This is a genomic window from Enterobacter sp. UCD-UG_FMILLET (genome assembly GCF_000762975.1).
Classification (GTDB): domain Bacteria; phylum Pseudomonadota; class Gammaproteobacteria; order Enterobacterales; family Enterobacteriaceae; genus Enterobacter; species Enterobacter dykesii.
On the sequence record NZ_JRJC01000028.1, the window covers coordinates 63,899 to 87,195 of the forward strand.

Genomic DNA, 23,297 nt, shown 5'->3' on the forward strand with positions numbered 1-23,297 from the left:
GTGCTATCAATATTTTATCTTGCAAACGAAACTGTTGCGTGTATTTTTGTGAGCTGTTTCGCGCTGTATGAGTGATATGACACTCACTTTCAACATATTATTAACATAATATCTAAATCATAGTATTCATCCCGCCGATTCTTACCTAATATCGATAAACCCTTACAAAGGGACCGTCATTTTTTTGACGTTTTTAAAGGCCAGAAGAGCCTTAACAACACAGACAGGCATAAACAGGAAAATTACATGGTAGATCAGGTCAAAGTCGCCGCTACAGAAGAGGCGACGTCTGAACAGTCGCTACGGCGCAATCTCACAAACCGTCATATTCAGCTCATTGCGATTGGGGGTGCCATCGGTACCGGGCTGTTTATGGGGTCAGGCAAAACCATCAGTCTCGCCGGGCCGTCGATCATCTTCGTTTATATGATCATCGGTTTTATGCTCTTCTTCGTGATGCGTGCAATGGGTGAATTGCTGCTCTCGAACCTCGAATACAAATCCTTTAGCGACTTCGCTTCTGACCTGCTCGGGCCGTGGGCGGGCTATTTCACCGGCTGGACCTACTGGTTCTGCTGGGTCGTCACCGGTATGGCGGACGTCGTGGCGATTACCGCCTACGCGCAGTTCTGGTTCCCGGGGCTGTCGGACTGGGTCGCCTCGCTGGCGGTCATTGTTCTGCTGCTGAGCCTTAACCTCGCCACCGTTAAAATGTTCGGTGAGATGGAGTTCTGGTTCGCGATGATCAAAATCGTGGCGATTGTCGGCCTTATCGTCGTGGGTCTGGTGATGGTGCTCACCCACTTCCAGTCGCCAACGGGCGTTCAGGCGTCGTTTACCCATCTGTGGAATGACGGCGGCTGGTTCCCGAAAGGTATTAGCGGCTTCTTTGCCGGCTTCCAGATCGCGGTTTTTGCGTTCGTGGGCATTGAACTGGTGGGCACGACGGCAGCGGAGACCAAAGATCCCGAGAAGTCTCTCCCGCGCGCGATTAACTCTATTCCGCTGCGTATCATCATGTTCTACGTCTTCGCGCTGATCATCATTATGTCCGTGACGCCGTGGAGCTCCGTGGTGCCAACCAAGAGCCCGTTCGTTGAGCTGTTCGTGCTGGTAGGACTGCCTGCTGCCGCGAGCCTGATTAACTTCGTGGTGCTGACCTCTGCTGCCTCGTCTGCCAACAGCGGCGTATTCTCCACCAGCCGTATGCTGTTTGGTCTGGCGCAGGAAGGCGTGGCGCCGAGCGCGTTCGCCAAGTTGTCGAAGCGCGCGGTACCGGCAAAAGGGTTGACCTTCTCCTGCATGTGCCTGCTGGGCGGCGTGGTGATGCTCTACGTGAACCCAAGCGTGATTGGCGCGTTCACCATGATTACCACGGTCTCTGCGATCCTGTTTATGTTCGTCTGGACCATCATCCTCTGTTCATACCTCGTGTACCGCAAGCAGCGTCCGCACCTGCATGAAAAATCGATCTACAAGATGCCGCTGGGCAAGCTGATGTGCTGGGTGTGCATGGCGTTCTTCGTCTTCGTGCTGGTTCTGCTGACGCTGGAAGATGATACCCGTCAGGCACTCATCGTCACGCCGCTGTGGTTTATCGCGCTGGGGCTGGGGTGGGTGTTTATCGGTAAGAAACGTATGGCAGGCGTAAGGTAAAAGCAAAACGGCAACTTCGGTTGCCGTTTTTAGTTTTTCTATTCCCCAGCTAATGCCCGCGGGAACAGAACGTTGTTCTCAAGGCTGATGTGTTCCATCAGGTCGTCAATCATTTCATTAATGCCGTTGTACATCGCTTTCCACGTTGTGCACGCTTCTGGCGGCGGCGTGACGTTGTGGGTGGTGTGTTTGATCACTTCCAGCAGTTCACCCGCATCATCATGCTCGCTTTCCATCACGCTGATAGGCCCCATCGCCTGGCTTCCCATTCCCTGCTTAATCATCGGGAAGAGGATCTGCTCTTCTTTCATCATATGGCTGGAAAGCTCTTCGTGCAGAAGGGTCAGGTACTTCGCCAGACCGCGCGGTACGGAAAGTTTGTCGGCATGCACGCGCTCAACTTTGGTCGCCTGAAGGATCAGCTCCGGCAGCTGTTCACGGTGACGGTCATGATAACGCACGATGATATGGTCGATGATTTCCACGAGCGGGGCGGTTCGCCAGTCTTTGTCGACGGGCTGCTCGGCCAGCTGCGCCAGCTCTGCTTCAATCACCTCAACGTCCAGCTCTTTACGTGAGGCCGCACGCGCCAGAGTTTGCTTACCGCCGCAGCAGTAATCCATATCGTATTTACGGAACAGCGCAGAAGCGCGAGGAATGGAGAGCGCCAGCTCGCCAAGGGGTTGGTCGCGAAAGGCCATAGCAGTTACCTCGTCATTAATAATATAAGATGCATGTTAAATGCATCTTTATGGCGGCGCTATAACCCTTTAGAGGGACGGGTAAAAATGCGATGCGGATCACAAAAAATTATCTGATTTAACTCTCTGAATGGGCTCAGGAAAGTGGTTTCGAAACTTTTTAAAGGTGTAGAAACAGTAAACAACCCGCCGCGCCTGCCGATATATCCACGTCAGACAAACCTGCATATAACAAAGGCAACGCATGTTTAAACGTATAAAAGTCATTACCCTTCTGATTTCGGTGCTGCTTGTGCTCGGCATCATGCAAGTGATTTCCGCGGGTATCTTTATCAACGCGCTGAATAACGATAAAGACAATTTCACCGTGTCGCAGCTCTCCAGCAAGAACGTGGCGGAGTTTACCGATGCGTGGATCAGCCTGAACCAGGCGCGCGTGACGCTGAACCGCGGGATGCTGCGTCTGCAAAGCAGCATGGCCTCTCAGATTAACGGTGGGCAGCTCAATGAGCTGGTCAACACGGCGAAAAATCTGCTCGCCGATGCGCAGGTCCATTACGATAAATACTATGCCCTGCCAAATACGCCGGGCCTGGACGAGAACCTGGCCAAGCGTCTGGAAGAGCAGTACCGCATTTACTCCTCAACGCTGACGCAAATGAACGTTCTGCTGAGCCAGGGCAATCTGGAAGACATGTTCAAGCAGAACGCGGAGCAAAAGCAGACCGCGATGCAGGCGGTTTACCGTGAATGGCGTGAAGCGCAGGCAACGCTCACCGATAAAGGCATCCAGGACAATGAAAGCGACTACAAGCGCATCCTGTGGATCCTTTCTGCGGTTATGCTACTGGTGATTGTGGTGATTATCTCCAGCTGGGTAGCCATGCGCCGCGTGCTGCTGCTGCCTCTGGAAGAGGTGATTAACCATATTCGCGCCATTGCGGCAGGGGATTTAACCCAGCCGATTCAGGCTGAAGGTAAGAACGAGATGGCTATCCTGGCGCGCAACGTTCAGGAGATGCAGACCTCGCTGGCGAACACCGTGGGCGTGGTGCGTGAAGGTGCGGATACCATTTACACCGGTGCCGGTGAAATTTCTGCCGGCAGCAACGATCTCTCTTCCCGTACCGAGCAGCAGGCCGCGTCTCTGGAAGAGACGGCAGCCAGCATGGAACAGCTGACGGCAACCGTGAAGCAGAACGCCGATAACGCGCGTCAGGCTTCCCGTCTGGCGCTGGACGCCTCCTCGACGGCGAAGAAGGGCGGTAACGTGGTTGAAGGCGTGGTGCGTACAATGGACGAAATCGCCACCAGCTCCAGTAAAATCGCGCAAATTACTAACGTGATCGACGGTATTGCCTTCCAGACTAACATCCTGGCGCTGAACGCGGCGGTGGAAGCGGCGCGCGCGGGTGAGCAGGGCCGTGGTTTTGCTGTGGTGGCAGGGGAAGTGCGTACCCTCGCTCAGCGCAGCGCCCAGGCGGCGAAAGAGATCAAAGCGCTGATCGACGATTCCGGTGAACGCGTGAACGCGGGTTCCCAGCTGGTTAACGAAGCCGGGGAGACGATGGCCGAGATCGTCAATGCGGTCACCCGCGTCACCGACATCATGGGTGAAATTGCCTCGGCCTCTGACGAGCAGAGCCGCGGTATTGACCAGGTGGGCCAGGCGGTAGCCGAGATGGACCGCGTGACCCAGCAGAACGCCTCGCTGGTAGAGGAGTCTGCGGCCGCGGCGGCGGCGCTGGAAGATCAGGCTGCACGCCTGAACGAAGCGGTGGCGGTGTTCAAAATCACCCGCAACCAGGCGGTCAAAGCGGCACCGGTGAAAACCTACGTGCCAAAAGCGCAGCCTGCAGCGGCGGCGTCTGAAGGGAACTGGGAAACGTTCTAACCTTCTGAAGCCGGAACGACCTTTGGTTTTTCCGGCTTCGCCCTTACCGCCATCACCACCCCCACCACCAGCAGCGCGATCCCGCAGGCCGTGAATAGCGGCGGCACGCTCTGGCGCATCAGGAAGGTATAAAGCAGTCCGGCCAGGGTTTCGAAGACAATCAGCGGCCCTAAGATCACCGTCGGCAGCTTCTGGCTGGCAATGTTCCAGCACAGCGCGCCCACCCATGAGCACAGCACCGCAATCGCCACCATCAGGCCGATAAACACCCACGGTCTTGGCCCGAAGGGCTGGGCGAAGTCTGGCTGTTGATGGCCTAACCAGATGCACGCGCCGGCATAGCCCACCAGTGAGACGGGCAGCGTGACCAGCGCCTGCGCCGTCGCCCACATCATCGGATGCTTGTCCGGGTTCTCCCGCAACCAGCGCGCGTTGCGCAGGGCATACCATGCCCAGCACGCCACGGAAATGAACGCCAGCACAATGCCAGAACCGTAACGCCACAGGTCAACATCCGCCTGCCCGTGACGCAGCTCGGCAATATTGACGCATACCAGCCCCACGGCGGTGCATACCAGCGCCGGCGCCATTTTTGACCACGCCAGTTTGCCATCGCGGTGGCTGTAGAGCAGGTTAGCAAAGACGGGGATGACGACCGGCAGCGTGCCGATAATCATGGTCGATACCGGCGCACCGGTACGCTGAATGGCACTCGCAAGGCAAACGTAGTAGATAAGATTGCCCATCATGGTCAGCGCCAGCGCGGTGCCCCAGTCCTGACGGCTGAGCTGACGCAAGCGCGCGCGACCCAGCCACGCCATGGGCAGAGCAATCAGCCCGAGCGCCAGATAACGTCCGGTTGACTGCAGTATTGCCGGATACTCGGGCACGATCAGCGGGCCGACAAAAATCAGCCCCCACATCATCCCGGCCAGCAGGGCATACAACACTCCACTAATCATTTTTCCATCCACAGGTATTTACGCTGTATGCAGTGTAGGAGGGGGAAATGCGCGCGTATTGTATGAGATTGCGCTTTAGCGCCGGGTGACCTGCTTCTGGTAGCGCACGGGCGTAATGCCGTATCGGCGGGTAAACGCGCGGGTTAAATGGGACTGGTCGGTCAGCCCGGTCGCGGCTGCCACTTCGGCGGCGGGCATGCCGTGGGTGAGGAACGCTTTGGCGCGCCAGAGGCGAATGGCCATCAGCATCTGATGCGGCGTAACGTGAAAATGGGCTTTGAACTGGCGCTGGAAATGGTACGGGCTGAGTGAAACGACGCTGGCCAGCTCGTCCAGCGTCAGGGCGTGCATGTAGTTGTCGTGCAGGTACTCGCGCACGCGTTCTAAGCGGTGCGCGCCTTCCTGAATCACCGGCGCGTGATGGGCCAGCGGCTGGAAGGTCTCAATCAGATCCAGCAGTAATCCTTTTTGCGCAAGCGGATCGTCCGTGTGCCACAAGCCGTAGATGAGCCTGCCGATTTGCTGCGAGCGCAGCGGGTCATGACGCGTGACATCGCTAAACCACCAGTGCCGGAGGCCGGTCACCTCTTCCAGCAGATCGGGTTCGATATAGACCATCCGGTAGCGCCAGCCGCCTTCGGTGGCGGATTCGCCGGTATGGATTTCGTCTGGGTTCATGGTAACGACGGATTTTTCCGCCGCGAGATGCTGGGTACCGCGATAGCGAAAGCGTTCGGCACCGGTTTCAATCGTGCCGATCCCGAAGGCTTCATGGGTGTGAGGCTCAAAGGCGTAGTCAGAAATATGCGCGTGATAAAGCTCCAGGCCCGGCAGCTGCGCCAGATGGCGAAAGCGCGCGCTGTCTCTTTCATCATTAAACTGTTCCGGTACGCCTTGCACGTTGAGCCTCCTCGTGGTCATCTTTTCATTATCAGAGATGACCGGGGTTTATGCACTAAACATCTTTGCCCGGACGGTCTTACGGTAATCCCCCGGTGAAACCGTTGTTTTATGCTTAAACTGGCGATTAAAGTGCGCAATATCCTGATATCCCACCGCATTCGCAATCTCCTGAATGCTCAGATTGGTGGATTGCAGCATTGTCATGGCGGATTCAATTCTGGCGGTTAATAAATACTGCAGGGGGGATATATCGGTGGCATTTTTAAAGCGGCGATTAAAGTTGCGCAAACTCATGCCAGCCATATCGGCAAGATTTTGCATGGATATATCCGAGGCGCAGTTGGCTTTTATCCAGATTTGAATTTGAACAATATCTTCATCCGGATGGGGTTTGTTTTCTTCACTGTAACACTGGCGATCAAACTGACTCCGAATTTCATGGAAAAAGGTCCGTTGGGTATGTGTGGCTACACGTTTCCCGTATATCGTTTCGATGAAATGGATGGTCAGATCTGAGAGGGCTTTGACGCTGGCGGCACAGTAAATATTATCGGCCTGCGTGAGAAAATGTTTGGTTTGTAATTTTACGTTGGGGTAGTCACGCGAGAACTGTTTGAAGTAGTGCCAGTGGGTGGTGGCGGGTTTCCCGTTGAGCAATCCCGATTCCGCCAGGAAACAGCAGCCCGTTCCGACGGCCGCGATGCGGGTCCCTCGCGCCGCCTGTTCGCTAAGCCATGCCAGGAGTTCAGGCTGTTGTCTGACCACTGCACGAGGATTGCGCCACAGGGCAGGAAGATAGATAACGTCATAGTGCCTGTCTGCGGCAAGAGTGGTATCGGCGGTAATGCTAAAGCCACTGTGCGTCAGGATGGGCTCGCTGTTTATGCCAATGGTATTCACCTTCAGAATATTCTCCGGGCGACAGAGCCTGAATGAAGACGTCTCCGGTTTGTGCGTGCCTGCGTGGGATGTTGTTTTTTGCTCGGCTAAATAGCTACTGGCTGCCGCTTTCCACATTTCAATCGGAAGACTGAGACCGGAACTTAGCATGCGTTCACATAACACAAATCCTATTTGTGTATTTGTCATTTTTGATTAATACCTGTTTTGACTATTATTTTTGGTAGCTCATCGTTGTCCTGGCCAAAAAAGTCAGCATTTTGGCTGGATTTTCATATTAGCTTTTGTTGGTAATTTGTAAACTAATATCTGAAATTATCGCACTTACTTAACAAAATAAATCCACGACCACGAGAGGATCAATTATGGTGAAATTACCCGTAATAACGGCTTTTGGCGGCTATGGTCCAGCTGGTCGTAGTTCTTCACATCATGCATTTCGTCGAATGATTATTGAGTCATTATCGGAAGAGGAAAGGCAGGAGACGTTATTATCGTTAGCCATTCTGATGGGCGTGCTTAAATATGATGAAGGTGGGTATTGCGACATTTCCGGTAAAAGATTTACGCCTGCTCAGGCCGCCGCGAGGATAAAAGACGAGGCGCTTGAGGGAACCCTTATCAGAAAAATTACGCGCGACTATTTTGATGTCGATGCTATCGCCAGCCATGCAAAATTGAATATGGTTTCAGGCGAAGAGGGATTCAGTTTTAATATATCTGCCAGACAATTACCTCAACCCTTACCGGCGGGATGGCAGGTTGAGGAATTAGCGGATCAGCGTGTCCGTATCACCGTTCAGGGAGAGATGGACTGTAAAATTGAGGCGTTGCTGCGCACGGAGGTGCAGGCTGCCGGGCTGTTGCCGCAGGGATTCCGCCCGGGCGATCATTACAATTCGCAGTTTCATCCGCGGGCGTTACAAATGGCGATTGTCGGGGCGTCAGACGCCATCAACGCCCTGGGGATCCCGTGGCGAGAGGTACAGGCCAAAATCACGCCGGATCAGCTCGGCGTCTATTCGGGCAATATCATGGGGCAGCTCGACGATTATGGCTTTGGCGGGATGCTGCAGTCGCGCCTGAAAGGCCATCGCGTCAGCGCCAAGCAATGCCCGCTGGGCCTGAACAGCATGTGCGCCGATTTCCTCAATGCCTATGTGCTGGGTAGCGTCGGTCATACCAGCGCCACGCTGGGGGCATGCGCCACGTTTCTGTATAACCTGAATGCGGCAGTTGAAGATATTAAAGCAGGGCGTATTCGCGTAGCCGTTGTTGGCAGCGCCGAAGCGCCGGTGACCTCAGAAGTGATTGAAGGATTCGATGCCATGGGCGCCCTGGCAACGGAGAGCAAGCTTAAGCATATTGATGAAACGGAAACGGCCGACTGGCGCAACAGCAGCCGCCCGTTTGGCAACAGCTGCGGTTTTGTTATCGCGGAATCCAGCCAGTATGTCGTGTTAATGGACGACGAGCTGGCGCTGCAGCTTGGCGCGGAGATCCACGGTTCGGTGGGGAATGTCTTCATCAACGCTGACGGCTTTAAACGTTCTATTGCGTCGCCGGGGCCGGGGAACTACATCACCATGGCGAAAGCCGTAGCCTCTGCGGTATCGATGGCTGGGATGGAGACGGTGCAAAAGGGATCGTTTATTCAGGCGCACGGCTCAAGCACGCCGAAGAATTGCGTCTCCGAGGCGGATATTTTTGACCGCGTTGCGCAAGCCTTTTCGATTCGCGACTGGCCGGTGACGGCGGTGAAATCGTATCTCGGTCACTCTCTGGGCCCCGCCAGCGGCGACCAGCTCATCAGCTGCCTCGGCGTCTTCCGCTATGGTATTTTGCCGGGAATTAAAAGCGTGTCCCACATCGCGCCGCAGGTGAATAACGCGCGCTTAACCATTCCTCTTGAGGACTGCAAATTAGAGGAAGACCAGGGACAAATCGCCTTTATTAATTCAAAAGGCTTTGGCGGAAATAATGCCACGGGGGTGGTTTACTCGCCAAAGCTGACCCATCAATGGTTGCGCAAACGCTATGGGGATGCGGTGTTTGTGGATTATCAGCAGCGTAACCGCCAGGTGCGGCGTCAGGCGAACGCGTACGACGAGGCGGCGTCGCAGGGTGAACTCAATGTCATTTATCTGTTCGGCCAGCAGGGGATAAATGAGGAAGATATTAAGATTGATATGAATGGCATCACCATTCCCGGATTTGAAAAACCGATAACGTACGCAACGGATAAAGAATACCCGGACTTTTAATCGTTATATCTGTTTTTATTATTAATAAATAAAGGTGCCTGTATTTCCTCAGGCGCCTTACCTTTGTGCAGCGCTAAACAGGAGAAAGAAAGTGGCTAATCTCAGTGCAATACTGATTGCCTTTGGCTGGAGCGGTATTGTCGTCGGCATAATGATGGGTGGATTAATGGGTATGTACGCCTTTAAGGGACCCTTTCGCGCCCCTAAAGGGCATGAAAATTATACTGATTTAAATCGCAGAATGTTAAGGCTGGCACATATTGCCTTTATTATGCTGCCATTAATATCCATGCTCTATGGCATGTGTATTGATGACCTCGCCGTGTCTTATATCTATAAATATTATGCCGTTATTTGCATGATGATACTTTCGGTGGGTATTCCGGTTCTCCTGATTGCGTCGTGTTTTTATCTGCCATTTAAATATGTGCAGGTAATACCGTTTAGCTGTGGAATGTATGCGTTAGTCGTAATGGCAATTGGCAGGGTTTCAGCCCTGTAAACTATCACCTACCTGAGAGATAAAAATGAAAACGTTACTGAATACCCGCCAGCTGGGTCGGGACGCTATTGTCGCGACCGTAGATAAGCACGTTTATACAGAAAACCGCGCATTTGCCAACAGGCTTATTGACCGGATTGAATCCCATCCGCTGATGCGCAGCCCTATTTTGGCAAAAATGAACAGCGGTGAAGTTGATATTCAACAGATGCGTGTATTCCACCTGGAGTTTTATCACGCGTTTGCGCAAGTCTTTACCGATGCCGTTATTGAAGCGTTAAGCGCGGCGAAACAGCTGGAAGCGCCGCTGGGCGCTCAGGCGAAAATGGCGGCCCGTTTTCTGCTGCAAATCAACCTGCTGGATGAGCTTGGCTTCCACCCTGGCGAAGACGCCGAAGGCAATTACAACGGTCAGCCCGCGCTGGCGCACTACGTCCAGTTCTTCACGACCATCCAGCAGTTGGGGATGACGGAGCACGAGGTGAAATCCTGGCTGCCGATGTCCAGCTCCCTGGCCTGCCGGGCGACCTTTGAAAACGCCTATGGCGACTATACCCAGCTGGTGGGGTTGCTGGCCGTGGCAGAGACTGTCTTCCACGACTTCGCCACGCCGTGGGCCAAAGGTGTTGATAAAGCAACGGATATTGACGTCACGCAGGGCTATCACAGCATCCATGTAGAAAGCGAAACGGGAGAGTCCATTGAAGATGGTCACTCCGAAGATGCCTGGATCCTGTTCTGCCAGGCGCTGACGGAAGACCGCTATGCCGAGATGGAACAGCGCGTCGATCTCTGGCTGAAGGTATGGAACGACTTCTGTAACGATCTGCTGGCTGGCCGCGCCGGAAAATAATCTTTTCACCCTCACTACATTTGAAAATATAGAGCGAATTATGATGCCGTCTCATCAGTTGTTTAACAGGGGATATCATTCCTTCAACCAGCTTTTGCCCGAACTTGCTGTTCAACAAACTACTCAGACGGCATTTGAATTCGTCCGCAGCGCCAGTGATATTCAGAGCCAAAGCTATGACCAGTTACACCAGCGCGCCGCGTCGCTTGCACACGCATTACTGCAATACGGGCAACGGGGCGACCGGGTAATATTGCTTTATCCGGATGGCGAAGATTTTATTGGCGCTTTTTTTGGATGCCTTTATGCCGGCAGGGTGGCAGTTCCCGTCCCGATGCCCGCAAAATCATCAGGAAGCGCGTGGGAGCGTTTTGCCGGAGTATTACGTAATGCGCAAACGGAATGTATTGTTACGACAGCAAAGGGAGCAGAAACGCTAGGCCAGCTATCACTTCCGTTATCCCCGCTTATTTTTACCTTCGACAAACCAGACACAGCTGCGCTCCCTGCGGGCTATCGTCTGCATCCTCTTGATCGCACGTTCTCCGGGGCATTTCACCCCGTTCCGGTAGCGGAAAACGATCTGGCTTTTTTACAGTACACCTCGGGTTCGACGGGCTCTCCGAAGGGCGTGATGGTGACCCATGGCAACCTGTGGGCCAACTCGCATGCCATTCACCGCTTTTTCGGCCATCACAGCGAAAGCCGGGGCACGATCTGGCTGCCGCATTTTCATGATATGGGGCTGATTGGCGGGCTACTGCAGCCCGTGTTTGGCGCATTCCCCTGTCGGGTGATGTCGCCCATGATGTTAATGAAAAATCCCCTTAACTGGCTCAAACATATTTCTGACTATCAGGCGACGACCTCCGGCGGCCCTAATTTCGCCTACGATCTGTGCGTGCGCAAGATTGGCAGAGAGCAAGTTGAGGCATTAGATCTTTCTCGCTGGGATGTGGCTTTTTGCGGCGCAGAGCCGATTCGGCCCGCCACGCTACAGCAGTTTAGCGAACACTTTGCGCCCGCAGGGTTTCGGCCCGGCGCGTTCCTGCCCTGCTACGGCATGGCGGAAACCACGCTCATCGTCACCGGGATGGAGAAAGGACAAGGGCTCCGCGTTTCCGACGAGGCCGGTACGGTGAGCTGCGGGCAGGCTCTGCCGGATACCGAGGTGCGTATCGTCGATCCCGATCGCCATCAGCCGCTTGCTGATGGTGAGAGCGGGGAAATATGGCTGCGTGGTCCGAGCGTTGCCGCAGGATACTGGGACAATGACGCCGCCACACGCGAAACCTTCCAGGCGTCTCTGGCTGGCCATCCGCACCCGTGGCTGCGCAGCGGCGATATGGGTTTTCTCCAGTCCGGCCATTTGTACGTCACCGGACGACTCAAAGAGCTGCTGATTATCAACGGTCAGAACCACTACCCGACGGATATTGAAGAGACGATCCGCCAGGCCGATCCCGCGCTGGCGGAAGCGACGGTTTGCGTGTTTGCCAGTGAAGACGAGCGCCCGGTTGCGCTGCTTGAGCTGATGACGCGCCATAAAAACGATCTCGATATGGCGACGCTGGCACCGTCCGTGACCGCGGCGGTGGCGGAGCGGCACGGCATCACGCTGGATGAACTGCTCCTTGTCGGGCGAAGGGCAATTCCCCGCACCACCAGCGGGAAACTACAGCGCACCCGCGCGAAAGCGATGCACCAGCAGGGAACCCTGGAAGTAGCCTGGCGCAGCTGCCAGGACGCGTCGAAACCTGTTGAACTCGCGGGGGAAACCCCACCCGCGCTGGCGGCGCTGATAGCCGGGATAATCAGCAGCGCGATGAACACGACGATCGGCGAATCCCAGTGGGACGAGGCGTTTACCGGCTTTGGCATGAGCTCTCTGCAGGCGGTGGGCGTGATTGGCGAGCTTGAACAGCGGCTGGGCCGCGAGCTCTCTCCCGCGCTGATTTATGACTACCCCACCATCAATCGGCTGGCGGCCGCGCTGGGGCAACCCGCTGCGGCCCGGCCGGTCAGCTCAGCCGTCGCGGAGAGCGCCATTGCGGTGATTGGCATCGGCGTGGAGCTGCCGGGACATAGCGGCGTGGAGGCGCTGTGGTCGCTGCTGCAGCAGGGCCACAGCACGACCGGCGAGATCCCGGCGCACCGCTGGCGTACCTCGTCCCTTGACGGTTTTAACCGTAAAGGCAGTTTCTTCGACGAGGTCGACGCGTTCGACGCAGGCTACTTCGGCATCTCTCCCCGTGAGGCCGTCTATATCGATCCGCAGCATCGTCTGCTGTTAGAAACCGTTCAACAGGCGCTAACCGATGCCGGCCTTAAGGCGTCCTCCCTGCGCGGTAGCGATACGGCGGTCTTTGTTGGGATCAGCGCCAGCGACTACGCGCTGGCCTGCGGCGATAACGTCTCGGCCTACAGCGGCTTAGGCAACGCGCACAGTATCGCGGCCAACCGAATTTCTTATCTTTATGATTTAAAAGGTCCAAGCGTCGCCGTCGACACGGCCTGTTCTTCCTCGCTGGTGGCGATAGAGGGGGCAATGCAGAGCCTGCGGGCCGGACGTTGCGCTCTGGCCATTGCCGGAGGCGTTAATCTGGCGCTGACGCCACATTTGCAAAAAGTCTTCACCGAAGCCCAGATGCTGGCCCCCGACGGCCGGTGTAAAACCTTCGACGCCCGCGCGGATGGCTATGTTCGTGGCGAAGGGTGTGGCGTCGTGGTGCTTAAGCCGCTTTCACAGGCGCTGGCGGATGGCGATCGGGTTTATGCCACGCTGGTGGCGAGCGCCGTGAATCAGGACGGCCGCAGCAACGGCATTACCGCGCCAAATGGCCCATCGCAGCAGGCGGTCATCCTGCAGGCGATGGCGGACGCCGGGTTGGACAGCGACAGCATTGACTATATCGAAGCGCACGGTACGGGAACCGCGCTTGGCGATCTGATTGAATATCAGGCGCTGGAAGCGGTGTTTGCGGACCGGAAAAAGACCGCACCTGTCCAGGTGGGTTCGATCAAAACCAACATTGGCCACCTTGAGGCGGCGGCGGGCGTGCTGGGCGTGGTGAAAACGTCTCTGATGCTGCACTTCCGGCAATACGTACCTCACCTCAATTTTCAGCAGAAAAACCCGCATATTGCGGCGATTAGCCGTCATGTTGAGGTGAGCGGCGCGCAGCCTGCCTCATGGCATGCCGATGGCGAAGCGCGCTATGCGGGCGTAAGCAGCTTTGGCTTCGGCGGTACCAACGGTCATGTGATTTTGCGCAGCGCGCCAGCGGTGGAAAAACGCCAGGAGCCCGCTGCGCCGCACGGCCTGCTTCTGGTCGGTTCACATGATAAAGGGGCGTTTACCCTTCAGCGGGAGGCGGTCAAAAAAGGGTTATCGACGTGCCAGGAGAGCGATATTGCCACCTGGTGTCGGCTGGTGAACACCCGCTACGACGCGGCCCGCTATCGCGGCGTGGCGTATGGCGCGGATCGCTCCCAGCTGGCGGAAAGCCTTGCGCAGCTCACCGTCTGCAAGGTGGGTAAAGCCCAGCCCCAGGTCTGGCTCTTCCCGGGGCAGGGCACCCAGCAAATCGGCATGGGTGCCGAGCTGTATCACCATCTGCCGCACTATCGCACCCAGTTTGACGCGCTGGCGACGACTATTCAGCAGCGCTATCAGATTGATATTACGCAGGCGCTGTTTGCCCGTGACGACAGCTGGCAGCGCTGCGCCAGAACGTGTCAGCTCTCATTATTTGCCTGTAGCTACGCGCTTGCTCAGAGCGTGATGCAGTTCGGCCCGCGTCCGGCTGCCGTAATGGGGCACAGCCTGGGAGAGTACTGCGCGGCGGTTATCGCTGGCTATCTCTCGCTGGACGACGGGCTGGCAATGGTTCATCAGCGCGCGCTGTTGATGTCAGCCCTGACGCAGGAAGGGGCGATGGCTGTCGTCTTCAGCGGCGAAGCCGACGTCCGTCAGATGATTTCCCCCTGGACGGGCGACATTGATATTGCCGCATTCAACACGCCGACATTGACCACCATCGCAGGCAGTCGGGCGGCGATTGACGCCTGCCTTCAGGCCATATCTTCAAAAGGCGGTCACGCCAGAAAAATTAAAACTGCCAGCGCATTTCACTCCTCGATGATGGATCCGATCCTCGGCGCCTGGCGCGAGTGGCTGGTCAACAACGTCACCTTCACCCGCGGGACGATCCCGTTTTACAGCAACCTGAACGGTGAGGCGTGCGACCGCACCGACGCCGACTACTGGACCCGGCAAATTCGCCAGCCCGTGAGTTTCCTTCAGGGCGTGCAAAACGTGCTGGCACAGGGTGAGTTCACCTTTATCGATCTGAGCGCGGACGGTTCGCTGGGCAAATTTGTGACCGCAACTGACCGCCGTCACCGGGTGCTGGCCGCAGGCGACCGGCGACATGAGTACAAATCACTGCTGACGCTGCTGGGTACGCTGTGGCAGCAAGGGCACGACATCAACTGGAGCGGGCTGTACCACGCGACCACGCGGGAGGCGCTAACCCTGCCCGCCATCCAGTTCTGCCGCAAACGTTACTGGCTGGCGGGTGAGACGCCAGCGCAGACCCCATCTGCAAAAGAGGACGCTATGTCAAATCAACACCATTTAGCCGCTGAAATAAAAGCGATTATTGCCGGTTTTCTTGAGGCGGATCCCGCCGCGCTTGACGACTCTCTGCCGTTCCTGGAAATGGGGGCGGACTCGCTGGTGCTGCTGGATGCCATCAATACCATTAAAGACCGCTTTGGCGTAGCCATCCCGGTGCGGGCGCTGTTTGAAGAGCTCAATACGCTGGACGCGGTGATCGGATATGTGGTGGAGCACGCGCAGCCGGCGGCTTCGCTCACCACCCCGGAAACCGCCGGCCTGGCGGCACAGCCTGTCGCGGCACCGCAGGGTACCAGCAGGCCGGTGCCTGATACGGTTCAGGATCTGATTGCCCGCCAGCTGGAGCTCATGTCCCAGCAGCTAAATTTGCTTAACGGCACGGCGCAGGCTCTCCCGATGCCAGCCGCACCCGCGACGCCGGACGTTATCGCGCCTGCGCCCGTCGTGGCCCCGACCGCACCGGTGAAGGCCAGCGCGCACAACAGCTGGTTTAAAAAAGAGACCAAAAAGGTCTCCCTCGGCGCTGAGCGCGACCAGCATCTGGCGCAACTCACCGAACGGTTTGTCGATAAAACGGGCGGGTCAAAACGCAATGCCCAGCAATACCGCGCCGTGCTCGCGGATAACCGGGCCTCTGCGGGCTTTCGTTTATCCACCAAAGAGATGCTTTACCCCTTAGTGGGAGAGCGCTCTCAGGGTTCGCGCATCTGGGATGTCGATGGCAACGAGTATATTGATTTTACGATGGGGTTTGGCGCTAACCTGCTGGGACATGCGCCGGACTGCGTGCAGCAGGCCGTTGCCGACCAGCTGGCGCGGGGCATGCAGATTGGTCCGCAAAGCGCCCTGGCGGGCGAGGTGGCAACGCTTATCAGCGAGCTGACCGGCCAGCAGCGCGTGGCATTTTGTAACTCCGGCTCCGAAGCGGTAATGAGCGCCGTGCGCCTGGCGCGGGCCGTGACGGGGAAAAATAAAGTCGCGCTGTTTAGCGGCTCGTATCATGGCGTGTTTGACGGCATTCTGGGGCGACAGCAGGGGGGAGAAACCCCCGAGCGCGCGACGCCGATTGCCGCAGGCACGCCGCCATCGCTGGTGGACGACCTGCTGGTGCTCGACTACGGCAGCGAAGAGAGCCTGGCGCTTATCGCCCGCTATGCCGCCGAGTTGGCGGTGGTGATCGTCGAACCGGTGCAGAGCCGTTATCCCGATCATCAGCCACGCGACTATCTGCATACCCTGCGTGAACTGACGACAACCCACAACATTGCGCTGATGTTTGACGAGGTGATCACCGGTTTCCGTCTGGCTGCCGGCGGCGCGCAGGCGTATTACGGCGTTCAGGCGGATATCGCCTCCTACGGAAAGATTGTCGGCGGCGGTATGCCGATCGGCGTGATTGCAGGCTCTGCGCGCTTTATGGACAGTATCGACGGCGGATTCTGGCAGTATGGCGATGACTCCTGGCCGCAGGCTGAACTGATCTTCTTTGCCGGTACGTTCTCCAAGCATCCGCTGACCATGGCGGCAAGCAAAGCCGTGCTGGAGTACATCAAAACGCATCCGGCGCTGTATGACGACATCAACCAAAAAACCGCGCGTCTGGCGATGTCGCTAAATACCTGGTTCTCAGCGACCGGCACGCCGATTGAGATCGTCTCAGCCGGCAGCCTGTTCCGTTTCAAATTCAACGGTAACTACGACATCCTCTTCCACCACCTGATGCTGCGCGGCATTTTCATCTGGGAAGGGCGTAACTGTTTTGTCTCGGTCGCGCACGCGGATGAGGATATCGATCGGTTTATTGCGGCGGTGAAAGAGAGCGTTAACGCCATGCGCGTGGACGGCTTCTTTGGGGAGGCGGGATTGCGCCCCGACACGCGTTATGCCGTTGCAGACAGCCAGCAGCGTTTTCTGCAGCTGGCCGCGCAGGATGAAAGCGGGCTGTTGGCCGGGACGATCGGCGGCGTGATCGAAACGCCGCGCAATGTAGATGGCGACATCATGCGCGCCGCCTGGCAACTGCTGTGCGAGCGCCATGACGCGCTGCGTATGCAATTCACCGACGCGGGTGACCTTCAGGTGGCCCTGGCGCCCATCGTCGATATCTGCGAGGAAAACGCTGCGCCTGCCGCCTGTCTCGCTGAATTTGCTGCGCGTCCTTTTGATCTTACCGCCACGCCGCTGGCTCGCCTGCTGCTGGTCCGCCACGAGGGGAAAACCACGCTCGCCATCTCGGCACATCATACGGTGGCGGACGGCTGGTCGTTCATGGTGATGCTGCGCGAGCTGTTGCATCTTTACGATGCCCTGGCGTCGGGTAAACGTCCTGACCTGGCGGCAGCAGCAAGCTATCTGCAGGCTATCCGCGCGCAGAACATCGTCAGCGAGGCTGAGCTACCTGCGCGTCTTGCGGCGCTTCCAGCGCGCCGGGTAACGCCGGAAGTTCTGAGCGTGCAAGATCCCTCCCTGACGTATCAGGGGCAGCGGCTGGTACAGCGCCTGTCGTATCCGGGCCTGACCGGGCAGCTTCGCAAAGCCTCCGCCGAACTGCGGGTGACCCGCTTCGCGATGCTGAATGCGCTCTTTACCCTGACGCTTGAGAAGGCGTTCGGCCATTCCCCGGTGCCGGTCGGCGTGCCGGATGCCGGGCGGGACTTCGGGCAGGGGGACGCGCTTGTCGGGCAGTGCGTCAGGCTGTTGCCGCTATGTATCGACAGCGCTGCCTGCGCGTCGGTGTCCGGGGTCGCCAGGGCAATCCATGACGGTATCCTCGCGCAGCGCGGCGAGCCCGCACTGCCGTCACGCTGCTTCCACGGTCAGGATGCGCCGCTTCCGCTGCTGGCGACCTTTAACGTCGAGCCGCATGCTCCGCTGGCTGAGATGCGTCAGTGGGAAGCCAGCCTGTCGCTGCTCCCGATCGGCGCCGTCGAATTCCCGCTGATGGTTAACATTCTCGAGACGAAAGAGGGGCTGTCCGTCGAGCTGGATTACCAGATGCGCTATTTCACCGAGGAACGAGCCCGCGCGCTACTGGAGCACTTCCTGAAGGCGATAACCGTGCTGGCCGAGCAGGGAGAAGAGGCTGTTGAAGCATTATTCTCGTCGTCAGAGGCGCTGGCCGCATCATGAAAAAGCTGACGATTTTCGTCCTCGCGGGCGCCGTGCTGGCGTTCGCCGTTAATCTGCTGATCGATGCCGGACTGTTTTACCGGGTGCAGGAGAGCGGCGGGGAACAGTGCCAAAAAATAACGGGCATTGAGGGCGCGGAGGATATCGCTCCCTTATCGGATGGCGGGGCGATAGCCAGTAGCCTCAACCGACACGGCAGCGCGCCTGGGGCGCTGTATTACCTCAACGGCAGCGACCGGCCGCGGCGATTGGCCGGCGACTATCCGGATGTTTTCTTCCCGCACGGCATCGATGTCTGGCAGCAGGAGGGCGAGACGTGGATCTACGTGGTGAACCACCGCCCTCAGGAGGACAGCATTGATGTGTTTCGCTTTAATCGCGCGCAGATGCGTCTTGAGTATCAGCCCGCCCTGTCGCGCGCTGTCGGCAACAACATCAATGATATCAGCGTCATTGATAAAACCCGCTGGCTGCTGACGCGGGACCACCGCTGGAAGGGCTTCGCGGGACGCCTGGAGGACTATCTGCGGCTGCCGCTCTCCAGCGTCCTGCTGGCAGACGGGGCGGGGCTGCATACCCTGATCGATGGCCTGCATTTTGCGAACGGCATTTACTACAACCGACCGCAGGGGCGTCTGTACGTGGCGGAAACCACCCGCGGCGCGGTGAGCAGCTGGGCGTGGCAACCGAACGAGGCTGCGCCCGTCCTGCTGGGGCGCGTCAGCGGTCTGCATGGCGTCGACAATATTCTGCCGGACGGGCAGGGAATGCTGGTGGCGGCACACCCGCAGCTTCTGAAGCTGGCCGCCTATCAGAAAGATGCCCAGGCGCGTTCACCGTCCATGGTGTGGCGGCTGACAACCGGCCCGCAGGGAGAGATCGCTCAGGCCGGTATGCTCTATCAGAGCCACGGCGAGGCGCTGGCGGCAATCAGCGTCGCCGCGCCGGTGGGCGGAAAGGTGATGATGGGCAGCGTCTTTGACGACGGGCTGCTGCTGTGCGGGGGGCAATAAGATGCTGAAGAGATGGTTTTCCCGACGCGGTCATTTTCAGGGGACGCTTGAGGGACGGGAATTCCCCCTGACGTCCGGCCATACGCTCCTCGAAAGCGCGCTCAACGCCGGCGTTTCCCTGCCGTATAACTGCCAGGTCGGCTCGTGTAAATCCTGTCTTTGCCGGGTGACGAACGGCAAGGTGCGTTCGCTCGTCGACCTGAGCTATTTGCTCAGCCAGGAGGAGATTGCCGCCGGCCACGTGCTGGCATGCCAGTGCCTGCCGGAATCGGATTTAACGCTGGCCGCGGTCTCGACGTCCTGGACGCCAGCGCGAATTACGCAGGCTGTCGCGCTCTCATCAACGGTATGGCGCGTGACGCTGCTGGCGGAACAGGCGTTGCCCTTCCAGCCAGGACAATACGTTCAGGTCGGTCTCGAAAAGGATAAGGATATCCGGAGCTTCTCCGTCAGCTGGCCGAGCCGGGGGCGAGAGATTGTTCTGGATATCACGCGCCGTGAAGAGGGGCGGCTATCCCCGCTGCTGTGTGATGAACAGGGCGCTGGCCGGAAGGTGTGGCTCTCAGACTGCCGGGGGCAGTTCGGCCAGAAGGATGACGGTAACGGTCCGCTGCTGGCCATCGCCAGCGGATCGGGGCTGGGAGCGACGCTGGGTCTGGTCCGCGCCGCGCTGGCGCGTCATCCCCACCGCGAGGTCATGCTGATCCACGCGGTTCGCAGACGGCAGGACAAATTTGACCTGCAAGAACTGCAGCGTCTGCGTCAGCACTATCCCGGTTTCCACTTTCTGCATGCGTTATCCCGGGAGCGTGAGGTTCAGGAGCGAGAGCTGGCTGGCCGTGTGACCTGCTGGCTTGACGACTGGCGCGCCCTCTATCCCCGCCGGACGGCGGTAGCCGAATGGCGCGTCGTGATTTGCGGCAATCCAGCGCTGGCGCAGGCGTGCCGGCAAAGGCTGCTTGCCGGAGGAGTGATGAGCCACTTGCTTGAAATGGACTGCTTCTCGCCGCCGGTCGGTGCAAAAAACAGTCATAACAATAAGGAGCCCGTATGTTGAGTTACCTGAGATTTGCCCTTGTCCCCTGCGTTTTTTTACCGCTCACCGCGCTAACCACTCTGCTCGGCGGCGTGTGGATCGTCGTTTCCATGCTCTGCGTGACGCTGAGCTATGTCCTCTTCGATAACGCAACCACGCACGACACCGCCGATCGCCACTACCGGCTTCCGGCGCTGCTGGAAATCATCCCGTATTTACAGCTCCCGGCCGCGCTGCTGGCGTTGTTCACTCTTGTCTGGCAGGCCGCTCCGGGCGATCTGCTCGGGTTTGGCGCATGGCTTTCCGCCCTGACGGGCCACAACATTATGGCGCTGCATAACCTTACCCTACCTGAGCTGCTGCTTGCGGCGACCTCCACCGGCTATACCATGAGCACCAATACCGTGGTGGCTCATGAGCTTATCCACAAAACCCACAGTCTGATGGCGATGATGGTCGGGCGCTGGCTTTTGGCGCTGGTCGGCGATGCGCAGTTTTCGATTTCGCACGTCTATTCGCATCATCCTAACGTGGCGACCCCGGCGGACGGGGCGACGGCGCGTCGTGGGGAAAATGTGTATCGCTTCTTTATCCGTTCCTCTCTGTCGCAGTATGTTGAATCCTGGCAGGTTGAAGCACAGCGGCTGTCGCTTCAGAACCGGCGCGGCGCCATGCTGGTGAACCGGGTGATAAGCGGGGTGCTGATGAGCCTGCTGATCGTGGCGGCCTGCTTTACGGCGGCGGGCATCAGGGGCGCGCTGGCGTGCCTGGTGACCATGCTGGTCTCTAAATTCCTGTTTGAAACGGTGAATTACATCCAGCACTACGGTCTGGTCCGCCTTCCCGGCACGCGCGTGGAGCCGCGACACAGCTGGGATTGCAATAACCGGGCCTCGTCGGCCGGTCTGTTGAACCTGACGCGCCACTCCGATCATCACACCCATCCCCGCCGTGAGTACTGGAATTTGCAGGCGCACAGCTATGCGGTGGGAATAGAGAAAGGGTATGTCGCCCATATTTTTTACGCGCTGATACCGCCACTGTGGTTTAAACGAATGGAAGCAAAACTCGCGTACTGGGACGAACACGTTGCCAGCGACGCAGAGCGTGCCCTGATCCGTCAGTCTGAATCATCCGCGGTTAATTCCACTGTTCCCTGTGTTTCTGGAGAATCCCATGAGTGAGCAATTTGATCGACTGATCGAGCAAGCCTACCAGCAGTATCGTGGACCCGCCTACCTGCGCTCGCCGATGGTTTCATGCGTGAAGGCCGGGATTCGCCTGATGGATTGGGTTGTGCCGGGGGCGACCGCCGACTGGCTGGGCAATCGGTTTTTTACGCCGCGCCGGGTGCCGACGCGTGCAAGCGATAAAGAGATGACGGCGCTGGCGAGCCGCATTGAATCCCTCCCTCTGAGCAATGGTAAACATGCGGTGGTGTACCGCTGGGGCAGCACGGGACCTACCGTGCTATTAGCCCACGGCTGGGAGTCCAGGGCTTCCCACTTTGGCAGGCTTATCAAAGCGCTGGTCGAAAAAGGCTTTCAGGTCATCGGGTTTGACGCCCCTGCACATGGTAACGCGGCAGGTTGTCAGAGCAGCATCGTCGAGTTCATTGAAATCATTGAACAACTCGCGCAGCAGGATGGCGGTTTTGACGCGATTGTGGCGCACTCGTTTGGCGGGTTATCCGTCATCAATGCGGTAAAGGCGGGATTGCGGACCCGCGCGCTGGTGATCGTGGGTGCGCCGACGCACTTTAGCGGGCTGGTCACGAAATATGCCGCGATCCTGAACCTCCCGGGACGCCAGCAGCAGAGGCTGCGCCGGTATATTGAAGGGTATTTTGGTATTGGCGAGGCGGTCTGGCAGCGTTTTAACGCTTACGAGGGGCTGCAGCAGGTCGATCAGCCCGCCCTTGTTATTCACGACAGCAGTGATGACATCGTATTGCGGGTCGAAGCAGAATGCCTGGTCAACGCCTGGCCTGGCGCGAGGCTGGCAGAGACCCACGGCCAGGGGCATAATCCGCTGCGCCGTCCGGGGGAGGGCATCGATATGGTGATGACGTATCTTGCTCCCTTGCTGACGTCAGGCAATGAGCGTGATAACCCGGTTGCCTGATAGCTGATAATAGCCCTGGATCCGGCTGCCCTTTACGCGTTGGGGGGAAAGCGTCCGGTTCAGCTCCAGGGCGATCCCCTGCTGTTCAGGCGCAATGTGGCACACGCTGGCCGCCTCAAAATCGAGGGCGCGGCCAACGTCAGGATAGAGCGCTTTATAGAGACTCTCTTTCGCGGAAAAGGTCATTAATAGCGCGCTGGCCTCGTCGATCCGGCTGGCGGCAAGGCACTCCCGCTCCTGCGGTGTGGTAAACAGGTGCGCTGTCCGCTGGATCATCTCGGGTGCAAGAAATTCAATGTCGACGCCCGGCGTCAGGCCCGACGCCTCTGGCGCAACAACCGCCAGCGCCCATTCATGAGAATGTGACAGGCTGCCCCGCCAGCCGGAAGGCCACACCGGAGAACGGTCCGGCGCGCTGCCCGGCGTAGCGTCACAGCCGAAGGATCTGAGCACCCGTTGCGCGGCATAGCGTGCCGCAAGATATTCCGCCCTGCGTTTAACCACGGCGCTGTTGAGCGGGCCGGGAAAGGGGATGCCCCATTTATCAAAGAGCCCGTCATGGTAATCACGCGCGGTGAATGAGACCAGGCAGTAGCGCAGGGCGGGGAAAGGGTCGACGCTGCCCATCTCAACGGAGTGAATAAAAGGGGGCGCTGAATCCGTGTTTATCGCAGTAAACATTGCAGGGTATCGGTATCTGTCGGGGGAACAGAATGCC

15 protein-coding genes are annotated in these 23,297 nt (G+C 57.9%); 10 read left to right on the top strand and 5 right to left on the bottom strand.

What is annotated here, in order from left to right:
• Positions 1 to 246: 246 nt before the first annotated feature.
• Positions 247 to 1,656, top strand: a complete 1,410-nt coding sequence (gene cycA, locus LA04_RS13850) for a D-serine/D-alanine/glycine transporter (protein ID WP_023310150.1) — start codon at positions 247 to 249, stop codon at positions 1,654 to 1,656.
• A 38-nt stretch (positions 1,657 to 1,694) separates the two neighbouring features.
• Here cycA and ytfE read toward each other — a convergent pair whose 3' ends face one another.
• The gene (ytfE, locus tag LA04_RS13855) at positions 1,695 to 2,357 is read right to left on the bottom strand and encodes an iron-sulfur cluster repair protein YtfE (RefSeq protein WP_047652045.1); all 663 of its coding nucleotides are present in this window, start codon (positions 2,355 to 2,357) and stop codon (positions 1,695 to 1,697) included.
• A 244-nt stretch (positions 2,358 to 2,601) separates the two neighbouring features.
• Here ytfE and LA04_RS13860 point away from each other — a divergent pair, with 244 nt between their 5' ends.
• On the top strand, positions 2,602 to 4,251 hold the full coding sequence (locus LA04_RS13860) for a methyl-accepting chemotaxis protein (RefSeq protein ID WP_047652046.1): 1,650 nt from the start codon (positions 2,602 to 2,604) through the stop codon (positions 4,249 to 4,251).
• Here LA04_RS13860 and LA04_RS13865 read toward each other — a convergent pair.
• The 3 genes from LA04_RS13865 to LA04_RS13875 all read right to left on the bottom strand — a co-directional run bounded on the left by LA04_RS13865 (position 4,248) and on the right by LA04_RS13875 (position 7,205).
• Complete coding sequence (locus LA04_RS13865; RefSeq protein ID WP_047652047.1) at positions 4,248 to 5,213, bottom strand: DMT family transporter; 966 nt, start codon at positions 5,211 to 5,213, stop codon at positions 4,248 to 4,250. The two genes, LA04_RS13860 and LA04_RS13865, sit on opposite strands and share 4 nt — an antisense overlap.
• A gap of 75 nt (positions 5,214 to 5,288) precedes the next feature.
• Positions 5,289 to 6,113 (bottom strand): AraC family transcriptional regulator, encoded by an 825-nt coding sequence (locus LA04_RS13870; RefSeq protein WP_047652048.1) that lies wholly within the window; start codon positions 6,111 to 6,113, stop codon positions 5,289 to 5,291.
• Between the two features lie 48 nt (positions 6,114 to 6,161).
• Positions 6,162 to 7,205: a GlxA family transcriptional regulator gene (locus LA04_RS13875; protein WP_047652049.1), complete on the bottom strand. Its 1,044-nt coding sequence runs from the start codon at positions 7,203 to 7,205 to the stop codon at positions 6,162 to 6,164.
• A gap of 176 nt (positions 7,206 to 7,381) precedes the next feature.
• On the opposite strand from LA04_RS13875, the gene LA04_RS13880 reads away from it, so the two are divergent.
• The 8 genes from LA04_RS13880 to LA04_RS13915 all read left to right on the top strand — a co-directional run bounded on the left by LA04_RS13880 (position 7,382) and on the right by LA04_RS13915 (position 22,579).
• Entirely contained in the window at positions 7,382 to 9,280 is a 1,899-nt protein-coding gene (locus tag LA04_RS13880; protein WP_047652051.1) for a beta-ketoacyl synthase, read from the top strand.
• 91 nt (positions 9,281 to 9,371) lie between these two features.
• Positions 9,372 to 9,782, top strand: a complete 411-nt coding sequence (locus LA04_RS13885; protein WP_047652052.1) for a membrane protein — start codon at positions 9,372 to 9,374, stop codon at positions 9,780 to 9,782.
• A 25-nt stretch (positions 9,783 to 9,807) separates the two neighbouring features.
• Positions 9,808 to 10,635 carry a hypothetical protein gene (locus tag LA04_RS13890; protein WP_047652054.1) on the top strand — a complete coding sequence of 276 codons (828 nt, stop codon included), beginning with the start codon at positions 9,808 to 9,810 and terminating at the stop codon, positions 10,633 to 10,635.
• 43 nt (positions 10,636 to 10,678) lie between these two features.
• Complete coding sequence (locus tag LA04_RS13895) at positions 10,679 to 18,406, top strand: type I polyketide synthase (protein ID WP_047652129.1); 7,728 nt, start codon at positions 10,679 to 10,681, stop codon at positions 18,404 to 18,406.
• On the top strand, positions 18,403 to 19,419 hold the full coding sequence (locus LA04_RS13900) for an arylesterase (protein WP_047652055.1): 1,017 nt from the start codon (positions 18,403 to 18,405) through the stop codon (positions 19,417 to 19,419). The genes LA04_RS13895 and LA04_RS13900 overlap by 4 nt, the downstream gene beginning before the upstream one ends.
• Before the next feature lies 1 nt (position 19,420).
• Positions 19,421 to 20,476, top strand: coding sequence for a 2Fe-2S iron-sulfur cluster binding domain-containing protein (locus tag LA04_RS13905; protein ID WP_047652056.1), 1,056 nt, complete (start codon positions 19,421 to 19,423; stop codon positions 20,474 to 20,476).
• Positions 20,470 to 21,639: an alkane 1-monooxygenase gene (locus LA04_RS13910; protein WP_047652058.1), complete on the top strand. Its 1,170-nt coding sequence runs from the start codon at positions 20,470 to 20,472 to the stop codon at positions 21,637 to 21,639. Before LA04_RS13905 ends, LA04_RS13910 begins: the two co-directional genes overlap by 7 nt.
• A complete protein-coding gene (locus tag LA04_RS13915) occupies positions 21,632 to 22,579 on the top strand; it encodes an alpha/beta fold hydrolase (protein ID WP_047652059.1) in 948 nt (315 codons plus the stop codon). The genes LA04_RS13910 and LA04_RS13915 overlap by 8 nt, the downstream gene beginning before the upstream one ends.
• Here the strand turns inward: LA04_RS13915 and LA04_RS13920 are convergent.
• Entirely contained in the window at positions 22,547 to 23,260 is a 714-nt protein-coding gene (locus LA04_RS13920) for a 4'-phosphopantetheinyl transferase family protein (protein ID WP_047652061.1), read from the bottom strand. The genes LA04_RS13915 and LA04_RS13920 overlap by 33 nt on opposite strands.
• Positions 23,261 to 23,297: the final 37 nt, after the last annotated feature.

What these genes read in the sequence shown, in the direction of transcription:
- LA04_RS13875 (WP_047652049.1), bottom strand. Translation starts at nt 7,205, where the DNA reads ATGACAAATACACAAATAGGATTTGTGTTATGTGAACGCATGCTAAGT.
- LA04_RS13880 (WP_047652051.1), top strand. Translation starts at nt 7,382, where the DNA reads ATGGTGAAATTACCCGTAATAACGGCTTTTGGCGGCTATGGTCCAGCT.
- ytfE (WP_047652045.1), bottom strand. Translation starts at nt 2,357, where the DNA reads ATGGCCTTTCGCGACCAACCCCTTGGCGAGCTGGCGCTCTCCATTCCT.
- cycA (WP_023310150.1), top strand. Translation starts at nt 247, where the DNA reads ATGGTAGATCAGGTCAAAGTCGCCGCTACAGAAGAGGCGACGTCTGAA.
- LA04_RS13865 (WP_047652047.1), bottom strand. Translation starts at nt 5,213, where the DNA reads ATGATTAGTGGAGTGTTGTATGCCCTGCTGGCCGGGATGATGTGGGGG.
- LA04_RS13900 (WP_047652055.1), top strand. Translation starts at nt 18,403, where the DNA reads ATGAAAAAGCTGACGATTTTCGTCCTCGCGGGCGCCGTGCTGGCGTTC.
- LA04_RS13905 (WP_047652056.1), top strand. Translation starts at nt 19,421, where the DNA reads ATGCTGAAGAGATGGTTTTCCCGACGCGGTCATTTTCAGGGGACGCTT.
- LA04_RS13860 (WP_047652046.1), top strand. Translation starts at nt 2,602, where the DNA reads ATGTTTAAACGTATAAAAGTCATTACCCTTCTGATTTCGGTGCTGCTT.
- LA04_RS13920 (WP_047652061.1), bottom strand. Translation starts at nt 23,260, where the DNA reads ATGTTTACTGCGATAAACACGGATTCAGCGCCCCCTTTTATTCACTCC.
- LA04_RS13910 (WP_047652058.1), top strand. Translation starts at nt 20,470, where the DNA reads ATGTTGAGTTACCTGAGATTTGCCCTTGTCCCCTGCGTTTTTTTACCG.
- LA04_RS13890 (WP_047652054.1), top strand. Translation starts at nt 9,808, where the DNA reads ATGAAAACGTTACTGAATACCCGCCAGCTGGGTCGGGACGCTATTGTC.
- LA04_RS13915 (WP_047652059.1), top strand. Translation starts at nt 21,632, where the DNA reads ATGAGTGAGCAATTTGATCGACTGATCGAGCAAGCCTACCAGCAGTAT.
- LA04_RS13895 (WP_047652129.1), top strand. Translation starts at nt 10,679, where the DNA reads ATGCCGTCTCATCAGTTGTTTAACAGGGGATATCATTCCTTCAACCAG.